Origin of the sequence: Amycolatopsis sp. NBC_01307 (assembly GCF_035975215.1) — a bacterium.
Classification (GTDB): Bacteria; Actinomycetota; Actinomycetes; order Mycobacteriales; family Pseudonocardiaceae; genus Amycolatopsis.
Genome location: NZ_CP108403.1, coordinates 9,313,399 through 9,329,002, shown reverse-complemented (window position 1 = coordinate 9,329,002; position 15,604 = coordinate 9,313,399). Strand labels below are relative to the sequence as shown.

The following is a 15,604-nucleotide window of genomic DNA, read 5'->3' as shown; positions in this document are numbered from 1 at the left end:
TCCAGGTATACGGTCGGGGACTATGAAACTCGGACTGCAGATCCCCGACTTCACCTGGCCGAACGGGGCGTCCGCGCTGGGCGCCGACCTGGCCTCCGTCGTCCGCACCGCCGACCAAGCGGGCTTCGACTCCATCGCCGTGATGGACCACTTCTTCCAGATCGGCGGGGTCGGCCCCGTCGAAAACGACATGCTCGAGGCGTACACCACCCTCGGCTTCATCGCGGCGCACACCGAGCGCGCCAAGCTGCTGACCGTCGTCACCGGTGTCCTCTACCGCCACCCGGGCCTGCTGGCCAAGGCGATCACGACGCTGGACGTGCTCTCCGGCGGCCGCGCGATCCTCGGCGTCGGCGCGGGCTGGAACGAGGAGGAGTCGAAGGGCCTCGGCTTCCCCTTCCCGCCTCTGAAGGAGCGTTTCGAGCTGCTGGAGGAGAACCTCCAGTACATCCTGCAGATGTGGGCGGAGGGCGACGCGCCGTTCAAGAGCGCGCACTTCGACGCGTCGCGGCTCCTGAACGTCCCGCAGGTGCTTTCGAGCCCGCGGCCGCCGATCATGATCGGCGGCGGCGGCGAGAAGAAGACGCTGCGGTTCGTCGCGAAGTACGCCGACCAGTGCAACCTCTTCAACAGCCCGGAGCTGGAGCACAAGCTCGACGTCCTCAAGCAGCACTGCGAGACCGAGGGCCGCGACTACGGCTCGATCACCAAGACCGTCTACCACATCCTCGACATCGGCGAGGACGGCGAGAAGACCGGCGAGCTGCTGAAGGAGCTGGAGCGGCTGAACGGGCTCGGCATCGAGGTCGCCCTCGGCATGGTCCCGCACGTGCACAACCCGGCGGTGCTCGAGAAGTTCGGCACCGACGTCATCCCGGCCGCCGCGCGGATCGGCTGACCCGGACAAAAGAACAATCAATTCCCCGCGGATCCCCTGATATCGTTTCTTCGATATTTCGGGATCTGCGGGGGCCACCATGACGGAATCACCGACTCGGCTGAACGTGATCGCCCCGGCCTGTCTCGGCGAGGCCCTTTCACCGCACGTGTTCCTGCTCGAAAAGCAGGACATCCGGCTGGTCCTGACGGCCGATCTGTCCTGCACCCTGCGGGAACACCGCGGCGCGGTGGCCGCGGTGCCCGCTTTCACCGAAGCCGAGGTTTCGGTGATCAGTTCACTCCGGGCCGCATTTCCCGGGCAAGCGGTGATCGGCGTCGTCGACGACGTCTCCGGAAACCAGACGTATGCCGCGATGCACGCTGGAGCGCACGGCGTGCTCAACATCCAGCTGCCGCCGTCCCGCGCGGTGACGGTGATCCACCGGCAGGCCGCCCGCCTCGCACTGGCCACCCCGGATCACCCCGGCGCCGCGCCGGCGTTGAGCGTGAGCGACTTCGCGGTGCTCGAGATGGTGATCGAAGCGCGGTCGACGCGGGAGATGGCCCGGCGCTTCTACTGCTCCGAGCGGACGATGTACCGGCGGCTGAAGGACATCTACGGCCACATCGGCGTCGACGGCCGCCGCGGGCTCCTCGAACTGCTCGCCACGCGCCGGCGGGCGTTCAGCTGAACAGCAGGACGCGGTCCCACGACGACGCGCCGCGCGCGTCGTACCCCGCGAACGGCAGCAGCGCGCAGGCCACCCCGGCCGCGCCTTCGACGAGCCCGGCCACGTCGACGGGCGCGCCGGATTCGTGGTGCCGGAACAGGAACTCCGCCGTTTCGTCCGCACAGGCGGCCACGCGCCGGGCGACGCGGCCGGCCGCGGCCAGCAGCTCCGGATCGCCAGTGGCCGTGCCGACGCGGTGCAGGGCTTGCAGCAGACCGGCGTAACCGTGGCAGACGGTCGGGCCGTCGAGGTGCCACTCGGCCTCGGGACGCCGGGTGACCGCGCGCAGGGCCTCGACCGCGAGCCGCCGCCAGGCCGGTTCGCCCAGCACGGTCCCGGCCCGGTGCAGGGCAACGGCGACGCCGGGAGCGCCGTAGCACCAGGCGCTCTTGGCCGGGACCGGGGGTTCCCCGGCCCAGGCCGGGAAGTACGGACCGGCGGCGTCTTCGCCGGCGACGTCGCGCAGCCAGCCTGCGATGTGGTGCATCGCGTCCTGCTGGCCGGGCACCACCCGCTCGTGTTCCGCGGCGAGGGCGAGGAACGCGAGGATCCCGGCGACGCCGTGGGCCATCCCGGCGTCGGCGCCGGGCCGGGTTTCCGTGACCGCCAGCCGGACCAGCGCGTCCAGGGTCGGTCCGACGTCGGCGCCCGCGTCGAGCAGGACGCGCCCGAGCCCGGTGAGGCCGTTGACGACGTCGTAGCCGCTCGGGTGGGCGAGCCGGTGCGCCTGCGCGGCCTCGGCGTACGCGGTCAGCCGCGCCCGCAACTCCCGGTAGCGGCCGGTGCCCGCCGCGCACGTCTGCGCGGCGGCGAGCACCGCGGCCGGGCCCTCGTAGAGCCCGGCGGCCGGCGCGTCGTCCAGCGCGGCCACCGCGGCCGCGAGGTGCCGGTGGGCCACCGGCAACCACCGCTCGTCCGCCCGGCCCAGCTCGCCGAACAGCATCGCGACGCCGGGGTGACCGCGGAACAGCGAGGTCGGCCGGGTCCCGCCCGATCCGACGGGCGTCAGCCGCCGGGCGGTTTCGGCCACCAGCGCCGCGAAGTCCGCGGTCACGAGTGCCTCCGGCGGCCGAGGTGGTCGAGAACCGCGGCACGCGCGTAGCCGTGCACCTTCCGCTCCCGCTCGACGGGCCCGCCGAACAGCCGGTTGCACGTCATGTGCAGCAGGCTCGCCAAGATCTCCTCGGCGTCGCCCAGCTCGCGGACGACGTCGCCGTAGCGGCGCACCGCCTCGTCACGCGGGCCGAGCGCGTCGACGACCGCGCGTCCTTCGGCCGTCGCGCGCAGGCCGGGCCAGCCGCCGGCCGGATCCACGAGGGACCGCCACCGGACGCGGTTCCGGGCGTACTCGCGGCCCGGAGCGATCGCCGGCAGCCGGTCCGCCGCACCGAACGCGTGGGCCAGCGCCGCCAGCGACACCGCGGCCAGCTCGTCCAGCGAGAAAGCCGTTCGCCGTTCCAGGTCCAGCAGCCTCAGCGCGAGCTCGCTGTCGGCGTGGAACACCGCTTCGGCCGCCGGCATCGCCGCCGGGCCGCCGTAGCGCTCCAGCTCCGGCTCGTGGCTCGCCACCAGCCAATCACCGATCAGCCGCTGGTCCGACCACTCGCCGAGCCGCGCCGCGAGGCGGGGGAACACCGACGGCCACAACGTCGCCGGGTCACCGTGGAACCGCAGCCGCAGGACCGGGTCCAGCTCCGCGTAGCGGACGAAGTACCAGGGCCCGCCGGCTTCGGCGGCCAGCGCCGGGAGCCGGTCGCGCACGACGTCCGGTCGCGGTGAGAAAACCTTGACGTACAGCCATTCCCCGCCCGGCTGGTACCGGCGACGGGCCCGCAGCGGGCGGGGCGGCGGCGCGGACGGCACCGGCGTCCGGCGGCTGAGCCCGACGACCACCTCGGCGGGCCGGCCGCCCAGCCAGCCGCCCGGGTCGGCGGACTCAGTGGCGACCAGGCCGGCGTCCTTCCGCAGCTCGTCGCGCAGGATCGCCCGGTGCCACGGGTCGGCCAGGTCGAGCGTCAGCCGCTGGTCCCGGCTGCGCACCTCGACCCGCTCCGGCACCCGCCACGCCGTCCGCCAGCGCTCGACCGCGCCGGGCCAGGCGTCGTCCGGCACGTCGCGCAGGGCGTCCAGCCGCCACACCGCCGGGCTCAGCACCGTGCGCCGGTAGCGCACGCGCGGCAGGTACGGCCCGGCGAGCGCGCTCCCCCAGTCCCACGGTTCCCACAGCCGCGTCCCGGTCAGCCTGGCGTCGTGCAGGAACCGGACGACGTTCGGTGCCTGGTCCTCGAGCCGCAGCATGTTGTGCACCACCGGCAGCAGCTCGGTACCCGTCGGGACGTGCACGACGGTCACGCGGCCACCGGTCACGCCGACGGCGAGATCGGCCGGCGCGAGCGTCCCCCCGGGCAGGCCGACCGCGATCCGCCGGCCGGTGTGCGCGGGCGTGTTGACGACGTTCGCGCCGCGCCCCTCGCGCGGCTGGTAGGCCAGGGTCACGGGCACGACCTGCTCGTCACGCTCCACGACGTCCGGGTCGGGGAGCATTCCGGCGAACCGGCTCGCGGTCGCGCCGGGCTGGTACGACCCGTGGCTCGGCGCGGTGACCAGCCGGAACTCGCCGGCGGCGAGGTCCTCGACCGAGGCCGCGCACAGCTGGAAGCAGTACTCGCCGAACCGCGTGACCTCGGCCGGGTCGCCGTCGTCGGCCAGTGCGTCGACGGTCTCGTCGTCGAGCACGACCTCGCGCGCGCCGTCCCGGACCGCCTCGGCCACCAGCGCCGCCACCCGGCGGTCCCGGGCGGTCCGCTCCGGCGGCGGCTCCGGCGTCGCGGGCCGCGCGGCCGGCCACCGGTAGCCCGCCGGGGCGCCGATCCCGGCGGTCTCGTCGAGGGCCTCCAGCAGCGGAACCAGCCGTCCGGCGCCGTACCGCTCGGTGAACCGGGCCTGCCACTCGCCGAGGACGGCCCGGCGCGGCGACATCCGCCACATCGCGGTGACCGCGGCCGCGGCCTCGGCGCGGACGTCCTCGGGCAACCGGACGCGCAGCCCCTGCCGGGTGTCGACGTGCACGGGGTTCTCGTGCGGCTTCACGGCCCGCGCGAGGGCGACGAGGCGACGCAGTTCGGCGGTCCCTTCGCCGATCGGCCGCGTGTCGTAGGCGTCGCGCGCTTCGGCCACGGCGACGAGGGCGTCGCGCAGCGGTACGACCGCCCCGCGGCGCTCGGCCGCGGCCAGCACGTCGATGACGTGGGTGAGCGGGTCACCGCCGTCGAGCGGCGGCCGCAGCGACGTCAGCAGCACGCCCTGGCGCACCAGCTCGGCGATCAGCCCGATGGCTCGGGTGCCGGAGACGGGGAACCGGTCCCGCAGCGCGGCGACGACGTCCGCGACGGGACGGGCCGCCCGCGTCTCGGCGAGCACGGCCTCGACCGCCGGGGTGCACCGCACCGAAACGGCCGCGCGCTGACCTGCCGAGGGCGTGTCGAGGTGCAGCCGGTCAGCGCGGCGGACCACCGTCGAGTGCGCCTGGACGTCGAGGTGCGGCAGCAGGCCGGGCTCCGGTTCCGCCGCTTCGATGACCTCCCGCAGCCAGCCGAGGTCGACGCGGGTCCGCGTCCGCGCCGGTCCGTCGTCCTCCACCTTCGGCGCGAGGTCGAACCGGCCGGCGGACACCCCGGCGAACAGCCCGAACGGCGTCGGCCGGGTCCGCGAGCGGAGGTCGTACTTGAGCACGGCGAGCGCGGCCCGCCGCAGCTGAGCGGGCTTGCGCGCGTCGAGCCGGCCGCTCCGCGCGTCCGCCAAGACCGCGGCGAGGCTCGGGCTGGCGACCTCGATCGCTTCGGCCAGCTCGGCCCGGTCGGCCGCGGCGCGCAAGACGTCCCGGCACGCCTCGGGATCCGGGCCGCCGGGGGCGGCCGGCAGCCGCGCGGCGCCCGAGCGCAGCGGGGTGCGTACGACGAAACCGTCGTGCACCCGGAAAATCTCGTCACCCATTTCCGGCCTCCGGGAAACCGGCGGCGGAAAACCGGAACCGGTCCGGTTTTCCGCCCGCCGCGGCGATCAGAAGGCCGAGCAGCAGTCGGTGCCGAGGATCCAGACCACGACGTCCGGGTTGAACTCGGCCTGGACGTCGAGGTCGAACTCGTCCGGCACGACCTGCATGTCACCATTTGCGTTCTGCATGATTCCGCTCCTGTCCGTGGGTACGGGGATTTCGACGTTCACCGGGGCCCTGGTGCTCACCCAGTAAATGGGCGAACCCACGGCCGGGGCAATCGCCGGCAGACAGGTTGGCAGTGATGGCAGGGCTGGTCAGCCGTCCTTGGCGACGCGGCGGGTGAGGGCCGCGACGCCGATGCCGACCACGGCCAGCACGATCCCGGCGATCACCCAGCCGACCAGGGCCAGCACCACGCCGGTGGCCGCGAACAGGGCGAACTCCACCAGGAAACGGGCCGGTTCCGGGAGCCGCCGGGGCGCCTTCGGGGCGATGAACAGGCCCCAGACGGCGGCCGCCGCCACCGGCAGCAGGACGGCGTCGACGATGGCCAGCACCACGCCGCCGCCGAGCTGGGTGCCGGCCAGGGCCAAGCCGCCCAGGAGGGCCAGTTCCGTCAGGAACCGGACCGTCAGCACCACACCCGCGACCCCGCTCAGGCGGGGAGTCGGCTCCGAAGTCATCCGCCCAGCGTAGGGCCCAAGTCCACTGTGGACGTTACGGATCCGGACCGGCACCGTCCGTGATCTGCACCACAGGTCACCTGGTTGGCGTGGTGATGTTGCGGTTCCGAATCGGTCCACCGGCCCGGCACGCGTCGCTGTAACGACCTTCCACCGCCGCTCGACGTGTCTAACGCATATCGCGACCGCGAGTCCAAGGAGCCTGGTAGATGACCACATGTCGACTCTGCGGTTCGACAAACACGGCCAGCGTCGTGGACCTCGGCGCGACTCCCCCGTGTGAGCGATTTCTGACCGCCGAACAGCTCGACGAGCCGGAAGCCACTTTCCCGCTGCACCTCATCGTGTGCACCGAGTGCTGGCTGGCGCAGATCCCGCCGTTGATCGACCCGGACGACACCTTCACGGAGTACGCGTACTTCTCCTCCTTCTCGACGTCGTGGGTGGAGCACGCGAAGCGCTTCGTCGACGGCTCGGTCGAGCGCCTCGGGCTGGACGAGAAGTCGTTCGTCGTGGAGGTCGCCAGCAACGACGGTTACCTGCTCAAGCACGTCGTCGGGCACGGGATCCGGTGTCTGGGAGTCGAACCTTCGGTGAACGTCGGGCAGGCCGCGCGCGACGCCGGCGTGCCCACCCTGACCGCGTTCCTCTCCGAGGAAACCGGCCGTCAGGTGCGCGAGGAGCACGGGCCGGCCGACCTGGTCGCCGCCAACAACGTCTACGCGCACATCCCCGACGTCCTCGGCTTCACCAAGGGCCTGCGCGCCCTGGTCGCGGACGACGGCTGGGTCTCCATCGAGGTCCAGCACCTGCTCACGCTGATCGAGAAGAACCAGTACGACACGATCTACCACGAGCACTTCCAGTACTACACGGTCGAATCGGCCCGCCGCGCGCTGGCGACCGGCGGCCTGACCGTGGTCGACGTCGAACTCGTGCCGACGCACGGTGGCTCGATCCGGCTGTGGGCGCGTCCCACCGAGGCTTTCGGGGGGTCCCGGGTGGCGGAGCCCCCGGCCCGGGGCGGCGCCCCGGTTGTCGCAGCGGTCGCGGGCGAGCCCAGCGAGCGGATGACCGACGTGCTGGAGCAGGAGAAGGCCGCCGGGCTGCACGAGCTGTCCGGGTACACCGAGTTCGCCGAGCGCGTCACCCGCGTGCGGCTGGACCTGCTGAAGTTCCTCATCGAGGCGCGCAACGACGGGAAGACCGTCGTCGGCTACGGCGCCCCGGGCAAGGGCAACACCCTGCTCAACCACTGCGGCATCCGCACTGACCTGCTGCAGTACACGGTCGATCGCAACCCGTACAAGCACGGCCGGTTCACCCCGGGCACCCGCATCCCGGTGCTGCCCCCGGAGCGGATCGAAGCCGATCGGCCCGACTACGTGCTCGTCCTCCCGTGGAACCTCCGGGAGGAACTGACCGAACAGCTGTCGTTCGTGGGTGCCTGGGGCGGAAAGCTCGTGTTCCCCATCCCCCGCCTGGAAATCGTCGAGGTGTCTTGAAGTGAAGGTCGTACTCTTCTGCGGTGGTTACGGGATGCGGATGCGCAACGGCGCGGCCGACGACGTTCCGAAGCCGATGGCGATGGTCGGTCCGAGACCGCTCATCTGGCACGTCATGCGGTATTACGCGCACTTCGGGCACACGGAGTTCATCCTGTGCCTCGGCTACGGCGCGGCGCACATCAAGAACTTCTTCCTGAACTACCAGGAAACCATTTCCAACGACTTCGTCCTGCGCAACGGCAAGCCGGAACTGCTCTCCACCGACATCGCCGACTGGACGATCACGTTCGTGCAGACCGGGATCGAGTCGCCGATCGGTGAGCGCCTGCGCCGCGTCCGCGACCACCTCGACGGCGAGGAGATGTTCCTCGCGAACTACGCCGACGTCCTGTCCGACGCGCCGCTGCCCGACATGATCGAGCGGTTCGAGAACACCGACGCCGGCGCGTCGATGATGGTCGTGCCGCCGCAGTCGTCGTTCCACTGCGTGGAGATGAACGAAGGCGGCATGGTCGGCGCGATCACCGCCGTCAGCGAAATGCCGCTGTGGGAGAACGGCGGGTACTTCGTGCTCCGCCAGGAGGTCTTCGACCACATCCCGGAGAACGGCGACCTGGTCGCCGACGGCTGCGGCGAGCTGGCCAAGCGCGGCCGGCTGCTGGCCTACCCGTACCGCGGGTTCTGGAAGCCGACCGACACGGTCAAGGAGCGCGCGGCGCTCGACGACGCCTACACGCACGGCAAGAAGCCCTGGGCGCTCTGGGAGCGGCCCGTCGCGAGCACCGCGTGATCGGGCTCCGGCCGGGACAGCTCGGCGGCGTCGTCGCCCTCGGCGCGCACTGCGACGACATCGCGATCGGCGCCGGCGGCACCCTGCTGACGATGTGCGCGTCGCGGCCGGGCCTGCGGGTCGACGCGCTGGTCCTCTCCGGCGGCGGCACGCCCCGCGAGGACGAGGAGCGCGCGGCGCTGGCGGCGTTCTGCCCCGGCGCGCAGGTCGAGGTCACGGTGCTGAAGCTGCCCGACGGCCGGTTCCCGGCCCACTGGGAAGAGGCCAAGAACGCGCTGGAGGAGCTGCGGCGACGGACCGACCCGGACGTCATCCTGGCGCCGCGCACCGACGACGCGCACCAGGACCACCGCGGGCTGGCCAAGCTGGTGCCGACGGCGTTCCGCGACCACCTGGCGCTCGGCTACGAGATCGTCAAGTGGGACGGCGACCTCGGCGCCCCGTCGGTCTACCAGCCGCTCGACGACGACGTCGCCGAGGAGAAGGTCCGGCTGCTGCAGACGCACTACGCGTCCCAGCGGCACCGCGGCTGGTACGACCGGGAGGCCTTCCTCGGCCTGGCCCGGATCCGCGGGATCGAAGCGGCCGCGAAGTACGCCGAAGCGTTTTTCGTCAAGAAACTCACTCTCGACCTGAAGGGCTGAATTCGATGCGGGTGTTGCTGACGGGGCACAAGGGCTACCTGGGCACGGTGATGGCCCCGGTGCTCGCCGCGGCCGGCCACGAGGTCGTCGGCCTCGACTCCGGGCTGTTCGAGCAGTGCCTGCTCGGGCCCGCGCCGGCCGACCCGGGCGGGTACGCCGTCGACCTGCGCGACGTCACGGCCAAGCACGTCTCCGACGTCGACGCGGTGATCCACCTGGCCGCGCTGTCGAACGACCCGCTGGGTTCGCTCGCGCCCGAGCTGACCTACGACATCAACCACCACGCGTCGGTGAAGCTCGCCAAGCTGGCGAAGGACGCCGGTGTCCAGCGCTACCTGTACGCGTCGACCTGCTCGGTGTACGGCGCGGGCGGCGAGAACCTCGTCAACGAGGACGCGCCGCTGAAGCCGGTGACGCCGTACGCCGAGTCGAAGGTGCGCGTCGAGGCCGACGTCCACGAGCTCGCCGACGACGACTTCACCCCGGTCTACATGCGCAACGCGACGGCGTTCGGCTACTCGCCCCGGCTGCGCGGCGACATCGTGCTGAACAACCTCACCGCCCACGCGCACCTGTCCGGCGAGGTGCTGGTGCTCTCCGACGGCACGCCGTGGCGGCCGCTCGTGCACGCCCAGGACATCGCGCGCGCGTTCACCGCCGCGCTGACGGCGCCGAAGGAGGCCGTGCACAACAAGGCCTTCAACATCGGCACCGAGGACAACAACGTCACCGTGGCCGAGATCGCCCAGGAGGTCGTCGAGGCCGTGCCGGGCTCGACGCTGAACATCACCGGCGAGGCCGGCGCCGACCCGCGCTCCTACCGCGTCGACTTCTCACGCTTCCGCGAAGCCATCCCGGGCTTCGCCTGCGAGTGGTCGGTCAAGGACGGCGCCGTCGAGCTGATCGAGGCCTACCGGAAGTTCGGGCTGACCCGGGAGTCGTTCGAGAAGCTGTTCACCAGGCTCGCCTGGCTGCGCAGCGAGGGCGAAGCCGGCCGCGTCGACGACACCCTGCGGCGGCACTAGTGGCGGGCACGCAGCTGCGGACCGGGGCGGAACTGCACGCCCTGGTCGAGCGGCTGTACCCGATCTGCCGCAGCATCACCGGCGACGGCGTGCGGCAGACCCTGGACATCATCGGCGAGCACATCGCGCTGGAGCGGCACGAGGTCCCGACCGGCACCCAGGTGCTGGACTGGACGATCCCGCAGGAGTGGAACATCCGCGACGCTTACGTGGCCACTCCTTCGGGTGAGCGGGTAATCGACTTCCGGGAGTCGAACCTGCACGTCGTCGGCTACAGCGTCCCGGTGTCGGAGCGGCTGCCGCTGAGCGAGCTGCGGGAGCACCTGCACACGCTGCCGGACCGGCCGTCGTGGGTGCCCTACCGGACCAGCTACTACGCCCCGGCCTGGGGATTCTGCCTCGCGCAGGAGAAGCTCGACGCGCTGCCCGACGGCGAGTACGACGTCGTCATCGACTCGACCCTGGCGGACGGCTCGCTCACCTACGGCGAGCACGTCGTCCCGGGCCGCGTCACCGACGAGGTCATCGTGTCCTGCCACGTGTGCCACCCGTCGCTGGCCAACGACAACCTCGCCGGCATCGCGGTGGCGGTCTCGCTGGCGCAGCAGCTGGCTCTCGTCCAGCCCCATTACACGTACCGGTTCCTGTTCATGCCGGGCACGATCGGCTCGATCACCTGGCTGGCGCGCAATTCCGACCGGATCGAGAAGGTCAAGCACGGGCTGGTCCTGGCGTGCGCCGGCGACCCGGGCCCGCTGACGTACAAGAAGTCCCGCCGCGACGACGCCGAGATCGACCGCGTCGTGCAGCACGTGCTCCGCTCGCGGGAGCACAAGGTCGTCGACTTCTCGCCGTACGGCTACGACGAGCGCCAGTTCTGCTCGCCGGGCTTCAACCTCGGCGTCGGCTCCCTGACGCGGACGCCGTACGCCGGCTACCCCGAGTACCACACCTCCGCCGACAACCCGGGTTTCGTCTCGCCCGCGGCCATGGAGGACACGCTCGGCGCGCTTCGCGACGCCTTCGGCGTCCTGGACCGCAACCGCCGGTACGTCAACCTCAGCCCGTACGGCGAGCCGCAGCTCGGCAAGCGCGGGCTGTACGAATCGCTCGGCGGCCGCAGCGACGCCAAGGAAGCCCAGATGGCCATGCTCTGGGTGCTCAACCTCTCCGACGGCGACCACTCGCTCCTGGACATCGCCGAGCGGGCCGGCCTGCCGTTCGACATCGTCGACGTCGCGGCGCGTGCCCTGCACGACGCCGGTCTGGTCAAGGAGTGAGCGACGTGGCCAACCACCGCCGGGCCTCCGGCTCGCTGCTCCGGAACGGCGCCGTGCGCGCCATGGCCGGACGGCTGAGCTGGGGCCTCGGCGACCAGGCGGTCTCGAGCCTGACGAACTTCGCGGTCGGCCTGTACGTGGCCCGCTCGCTCGGGACGTTCGCGTTCGGCATCTTCAGCCTCGCCTGGGTGACGTACGGCGTGGTGCTGAACGTCTCGCGCGGCCTGGCGACCGACCCGCTGATGGTGCGCTTCAGCGCCGTCTCGGAGGACCGCTGGCGCCACGGCGTGGCGAGCGCGTCCGGCACCGCCATCGGCGTCGGCTGCGTGACCGGCGTGATCAGCCTGGTCGCCGGACTCGCGGCCGGCGGCCCGCTCGGCAACGCGTTCGTCGCGCTCGCCGTCGTGCTGCCGGGCCTGCTGCTGCAGGACGCCTGGCGCTTCGCGTTCTTCGCCCGCGGTGCGGGCAAGAAGGCGTTCATCAACGACTGCGTGTGGGGCGTCGCGCTGATCCCGGCGCTGGTCATCGCCGCCGAGATCGGCACGGTCGTCGCGTTCGTGCTGGCCTGGGGCATCTCCGGCGCGGTCGCGGCGGTCTTCGGCTGGTTCCAGACCGGCGTCCTCCCGCACCCACGCGCGCTGCTCGGCTGGTTCAAGTCCCAGCGCGACCTGAGCGTCCGCTACCTGGTCGAGAACGTCAGCAACAGCGGCGCGTCGCAGCTGCGGGCGTACGGCCTCGGCGCGATCGCCGGCATCACCGCCGTCGGCGCGGTCCGCGGCGCCGAGCAGCTGCTCGGCCCGTTCCTGGCCCTGCTCATGGGACTGTCCCTGGTCACCGTCGCCGAGGGCGCGCGGGTGCTTCAGCGGGCGCCGCACCGGCTGAAGCACTTCTGCATGATCCTCGGCGGCGGCCAGGCCGCCGCCGCGCTGTGCTGGGGCCTGGCGCTGCTGCTCCTGCTGCCGGACGCGGCGGGCCGCTGGGTGATGGGCTCGGTGTGGGACTCGTCGTCCCCGCTGATCCTCCCGGTGACCCTCGCCGTGGTCGGCGCGAGCTTCTCGACCGGCGCCGCGGCCGGCCTGCGGGCCCTCGGCGCCGCCCCGCGGAGCCTGCGGTCGCAGCTGATCGCCTCCCTGTTCTACGTCACGTTCGGCATCACCGGAGCCTTCCTGGGCGGTGCGGCCGGGTCCGCGTGGGGCGTCGCGGCCGCGACGCTCACCGGATCCGTCGTCTGGTGGCTGCAGCTGCGGCTCGGACTGCGCGAGTACGTGCCGCCGGCCCCGGACGACGCCGGGGCCGGCGACGCCACCATCGTCTTCGCGCCGCTCAAGGAGACGATCAACGAAATCACCGTGGTCTTCGAGCCGATCAAAGAGCCGATCAAGGAATGAGGACTCCATGACCACCGTCCCGCGGCTGAGCCTCGGCCTCCCGGTGTACAACGGCGAGGAGTACCTCGCCGAGTCACTGGACGCGCTGCTCGGCCAGACCTACGAGGACTACGAGCTGATCATCTCGGACAACGCGTCCACCGACGCGACCGACGAGATCTGCCGCCGTTACGCCGAGAAGGACTCGCGGATCCGCTACGTCCGCCAGCCGAAGAACATCGGCGCGACACCGAACCACAACTTCGTGTTCGACGTCTCCCGCACCGAGCTGTTCAAGTGGGTCTCCCACGACGATCTCTACGCGCGCGACCTCCTCAAGCGCTGCGTCGAGGCGCTCGACGAGCGCCCGGACGTCATCCTCGCCCACTGCGACCAGGCCATCATCGACGGCGACGGCCGCATCGTCCAGCCGCTCGAGTACACCCTGAACACCGGCTCCCGGCACGCCCCGGACCGCTTCCGCAGCATCCTGTTCGAGCCCGGCGGCGACGACTTCTACGGCGTCATCCGCGCCGACGTCCTCCGCCGCGTCAAGCCGCTCGACAGCTACCACCACGCCGACCGCACGTACTCGGCCGAGATGGCGCTGCACGGGCCGTTCTACCAGGTGCCCGAGCTGCTCTACTTCCGCCGCGACCACCCGGGCCGCGCGGAGCGGGCCAACCCGACCATCCGGAGCCGGTGCGCCAACCTCGACCCGCGGCGCGCGGACCGGCTCCGGAACCCCACCGTCCGCCTCGTCGGCGAGTACATCGTCGGGTTCGCCGACCTGATCCGCCGCTCCCCGATCTCGGGCGCCGACAAGCGCGAGTGCTTCCGGCACTTCGGCAGCTGGCTGACCGACCGCGCGCGCTCCGGCCACGGCGAGCGCGTCGAGGACCGCGCGCCGACCGCCTCCGACGTCGCCACGGTCAACGAGATCGTGGCCGGCCGGGAAGGCAGGCTCGCGTGAAGCGTGCCCCTCGCGTCGGCGTGTTCGGCCTGCTCGGCTCGGGGAACCTCGGCAACGACGGTTCCCTAGAAGCCGTGCTCGGCTACCTGCGCGCCGAGTACCCGGACGCCGTGCTGGGCGCCCTCGTGGGCGGTCCGGAGGTCGTCCGCGAGCGGTACGGGCTCGACACCACGCCCCTGCACTGGAACCAGTCCGAGTACGAGACGGCGTCCGGCCTCCGGTCGATCGTCCTGAAGGGCCTGGGCAAGCTCGTCGACATCGGCCGCACGGCCGCTTGGGTCCGCAAGCAGGACGTCGTCATCGTGCCGGGCATGGGTGTCCTCGAAGCGACGCTTCCGTTGCGTCCCTGGGGTTTTCCGTATTCGCTGTTCCTCCTCTCGGCCACGGGCCGGCTCTTCGGAACGAAGGTGGCGCTGGTCTCGGTCGGCGCCAACGAGATCAGCGCGCGGGCGACGCGGACGCTGGTCCGCTGGGTCGGCCGCCTGGCCACCTACCGCTCCTACCGCGACGACATCTCTCGCGACGCGATGCGCGCCATGGGCGTCGACACCAGCCGTGACCAGGTGTATCCCGACCTAGCGTTCTCCCTCCCCACCCCGGACGACGCCGGCGAGCCGGGCACCGTCGGTGTCGGCGTGATGGCCTACTACGGCGGCAACGACGACCGCGCCGACGCCGACCGGATCTACCGCCACTACGTCGACACGATGAACCGTTTTGTCGGCTGGCTCGTTGACCAGGACAGACCCGTCCGGCTGTTCATCGGCGATCAGATCGACCGGCAGGTCGTCGACGAGATCATCGAGAAGACCGCTTCCCCGCTGGTGACGGCGGCTTCGGCGGAGACCCTGGACGAGCTGATGCACGAGATGGCCGCGGTTGACCGCGTGGTGGCGACGCGCTACCACAACGTGCTCTGCGCCCTGAAGGTCGCGAAACCGACCGTGGCGATCGGGTACGCGCCGAAGAACGACGTCCTCATGGCGGAGATGGGGCTCGGCGGTTTCACCCAGCGGGCGAAGACCGTCGACTTCGACCGGCTCGTCGAACAGTTCACCGAGCTGGAGAACCGTTCGGCCGAACTGCGCCAGACACTGCTGGAACGGAACGAGATGAACGCGCAACGGCTCAAGGACCAGTTCGCCGCCCTTTCGGCGGCCCTCTTCGGGGGTGGGCGATGAAGGCCATTCCGGTGCCCGAAATCGAGGGCGTGTACCTGTTCGAACCGGCACCCCACGTGGACGTGCGCGGCTTCTTCAGCCGCACCTTCGACCGCGAGGTCGTCGCGTCGGTCGGGATCGACCCGGACGGCTTCGCCCAGGACAGCCTTTCCCGGTCCCGCAAGGGAGTCGTGCGCGGAATGCATCTGCGCGGCGGGGCCGGCGAGTCGAAGCTCGTGCGCTGTTCGCACGGCGCGATCTTCGACGTCGTCGTGGATCTCCGACCGGATTCCCCGACATTCCGAAACATCAAGACTTTCGAACTTTCCGGTGAGACGCAGGTTTCGGTATACATCCCCGCGGGGTGCGCGCACGGATTCCAGTCACTCACAGATCCCTCTGACGTTTCGTACCGTATCGATCGGGCGCACAATCCGAACGAAGACATTACGATTTCGTACAAAGACCCTGAATTGGACATTTCCTGGCCACTGTCAGTCACACTGGCCAGTGACCGAGACGAACGTGCGCCGTCTCTCGGAGAGGCGTTGAAACCAACGAGGTGAC

At 71.4% G+C, this 15,604-nt stretch carries 15 protein-coding genes; 11 read left to right on the top strand and 4 right to left on the bottom strand.

Going from position 1 to position 15,604, the window contains the following annotated elements; translation table 11 throughout:
* The first annotated feature begins 22 nt into the window (after window positions 1–22).
* Window positions 23–898 carry an LLM class F420-dependent oxidoreductase gene (locus OG439_RS41780; protein WP_326945969.1) on the top strand — a complete coding sequence of 292 codons (876 nt, stop codon included), beginning with the start codon at window positions 23–25 and terminating at the stop codon, window positions 896–898.
* Window positions 899–977: 79 nt separating this feature from the next.
* Window positions 978–1,571 carry a helix-turn-helix transcriptional regulator gene (locus OG439_RS41775; RefSeq protein WP_326945968.1) on the top strand — a complete coding sequence of 198 codons (594 nt, stop codon included), beginning with the start codon at window positions 978–980 and terminating at the stop codon, window positions 1,569–1,571.
* Here the strand turns inward: OG439_RS41775 and OG439_RS41770 are convergent.
* From OG439_RS41770 to OG439_RS41755, 4 genes are all read right to left on the bottom strand, one after another.
* A complete protein-coding gene (locus tag OG439_RS41770) occupies window positions 1,564–2,664 on the bottom strand; it encodes a lanthionine synthetase C family protein (RefSeq protein WP_326945967.1) in 1,101 nt (366 codons plus the stop codon). The genes OG439_RS41775 and OG439_RS41770 overlap by 8 nt on opposite strands.
* Window positions 2,661–5,603: a lantibiotic dehydratase gene (locus tag OG439_RS41765; protein WP_326945966.1), complete on the bottom strand. Its 2,943-nt coding sequence runs from the start codon at window positions 5,601–5,603 to the stop codon at window positions 2,661–2,663. The genes OG439_RS41770 and OG439_RS41765 overlap by 4 nt, the downstream gene beginning before the upstream one ends.
* A 66-nt stretch (window positions 5,604–5,669) precedes the next feature.
* Window positions 5,670–5,792, bottom strand: a complete 123-nt coding sequence (locus OG439_RS41760) for a hypothetical protein (protein ID WP_326945965.1) — start codon at window positions 5,790–5,792, stop codon at window positions 5,670–5,672.
* A gap of 129 nt (window positions 5,793–5,921) precedes the next feature.
* Window positions 5,922–6,290 (bottom strand): YrdB family protein, encoded by a 369-nt coding sequence (locus tag OG439_RS41755; RefSeq protein WP_326945964.1) that lies wholly within the window; start codon window positions 6,288–6,290, stop codon window positions 5,922–5,924.
* A 209-nt stretch (window positions 6,291–6,499) separates the two neighbouring features.
* Between OG439_RS41755 and OG439_RS41750 the strand changes: the two genes are divergently transcribed.
* From OG439_RS41750 to OG439_RS41710, 9 genes are read left to right on the top strand one after another with little or no spacing between them, the layout of a single operon-like run.
* The gene (locus OG439_RS41750; protein WP_326945963.1) at window positions 6,500–7,795 is read left to right on the top strand and encodes a class I SAM-dependent methyltransferase; all 1,296 of its coding nucleotides are present in this window, start codon (window positions 6,500–6,502) and stop codon (window positions 7,793–7,795) included.
* 1 nt (window position 7,796) lies between these two features.
* Entirely contained in the window at window positions 7,797–8,588 is a 792-nt protein-coding gene (locus OG439_RS41745; protein WP_247060419.1) for a glucose-1-phosphate cytidylyltransferase, read from the top strand.
* The gene (locus OG439_RS41740; RefSeq protein WP_326945962.1) at window positions 8,585–9,232 is read left to right on the top strand and encodes a PIG-L deacetylase family protein; all 648 of its coding nucleotides are present in this window, start codon (window positions 8,585–8,587) and stop codon (window positions 9,230–9,232) included. Before OG439_RS41745 ends, OG439_RS41740 begins: the two co-directional genes overlap by 4 nt.
* Before the next feature lie 5 nt (window positions 9,233–9,237).
* Window positions 9,238–10,257 (top strand): NAD-dependent epimerase/dehydratase family protein, encoded by a 1,020-nt coding sequence (locus OG439_RS41735; protein ID WP_247060415.1) that lies wholly within the window; start codon window positions 9,238–9,240, stop codon window positions 10,255–10,257.
* Window positions 10,257–11,537: a DUF4910 domain-containing protein gene (locus tag OG439_RS41730; RefSeq protein ID WP_326945961.1), complete on the top strand. Its 1,281-nt coding sequence runs from the start codon at window positions 10,257–10,259 to the stop codon at window positions 11,535–11,537. The genes OG439_RS41735 and OG439_RS41730 overlap by 1 nt, the downstream gene beginning before the upstream one ends.
* Before the next feature lie 5 nt (window positions 11,538–11,542).
* Window positions 11,543–12,925, top strand: coding sequence for a hypothetical protein (locus OG439_RS41725; protein WP_326945960.1), 1,383 nt, complete (start codon window positions 11,543–11,545; stop codon window positions 12,923–12,925).
* 7 nt (window positions 12,926–12,932) lie between these two features.
* Window positions 12,933–13,877, top strand: a complete 945-nt coding sequence (locus OG439_RS41720; RefSeq protein ID WP_326945959.1) for a glycosyltransferase family 2 protein — start codon at window positions 12,933–12,935, stop codon at window positions 13,875–13,877.
* Window positions 13,874–15,058, top strand: coding sequence for a polysaccharide pyruvyl transferase family protein (locus OG439_RS41715; protein ID WP_326945958.1), 1,185 nt, complete (start codon window positions 13,874–13,876; stop codon window positions 15,056–15,058). The genes OG439_RS41720 and OG439_RS41715 overlap by 4 nt, the downstream gene beginning before the upstream one ends.
* On the top strand, window positions 15,055–15,603 hold the full coding sequence (locus OG439_RS41710) for a dTDP-4-dehydrorhamnose 3,5-epimerase family protein (RefSeq protein ID WP_247060404.1): 549 nt from the start codon (window positions 15,055–15,057) through the stop codon (window positions 15,601–15,603). Before OG439_RS41715 ends, OG439_RS41710 begins: the two co-directional genes overlap by 4 nt.
* Window position 15,604: the final 1 nt, after the last annotated feature.

Coding starts and splice junctions, on each gene's coding strand:
- OG439_RS41780 (WP_326945969.1), top strand. CDS start 23: ATGAAACTCGGACTGCAGATCCCCGACTTCACCTGGCCGAACGGGGCG.
- OG439_RS41775 (WP_326945968.1), top strand. CDS start 978: ATGACGGAATCACCGACTCGGCTGAACGTGATCGCCCCGGCCTGTCTC.
- OG439_RS41765 (WP_326945966.1), bottom strand. CDS start 5,603: ATGGGTGACGAGATTTTCCGGGTGCACGACGGTTTCGTCGTACGCACC.
- OG439_RS41760 (WP_326945965.1), bottom strand. CDS start 5,792: ATGCAGAACGCAAATGGTGACATGCAGGTCGTGCCGGACGAGTTCGAC.
- OG439_RS41755 (WP_326945964.1), bottom strand. CDS start 6,290: ATGACTTCGGAGCCGACTCCCCGCCTGAGCGGGGTCGCGGGTGTGGTG.
- OG439_RS41750 (WP_326945963.1), top strand. CDS start 6,500: ATGACCACATGTCGACTCTGCGGTTCGACAAACACGGCCAGCGTCGTG.
- OG439_RS41735 (WP_247060415.1), top strand. CDS start 9,238: ATGCGGGTGTTGCTGACGGGGCACAAGGGCTACCTGGGCACGGTGATG.
- OG439_RS41720 (WP_326945959.1), top strand. CDS start 12,933: ATGACCACCGTCCCGCGGCTGAGCCTCGGCCTCCCGGTGTACAACGGC.
- OG439_RS41710 (WP_247060404.1), top strand. CDS start 15,055: ATGAAGGCCATTCCGGTGCCCGAAATCGAGGGCGTGTACCTGTTCGAA.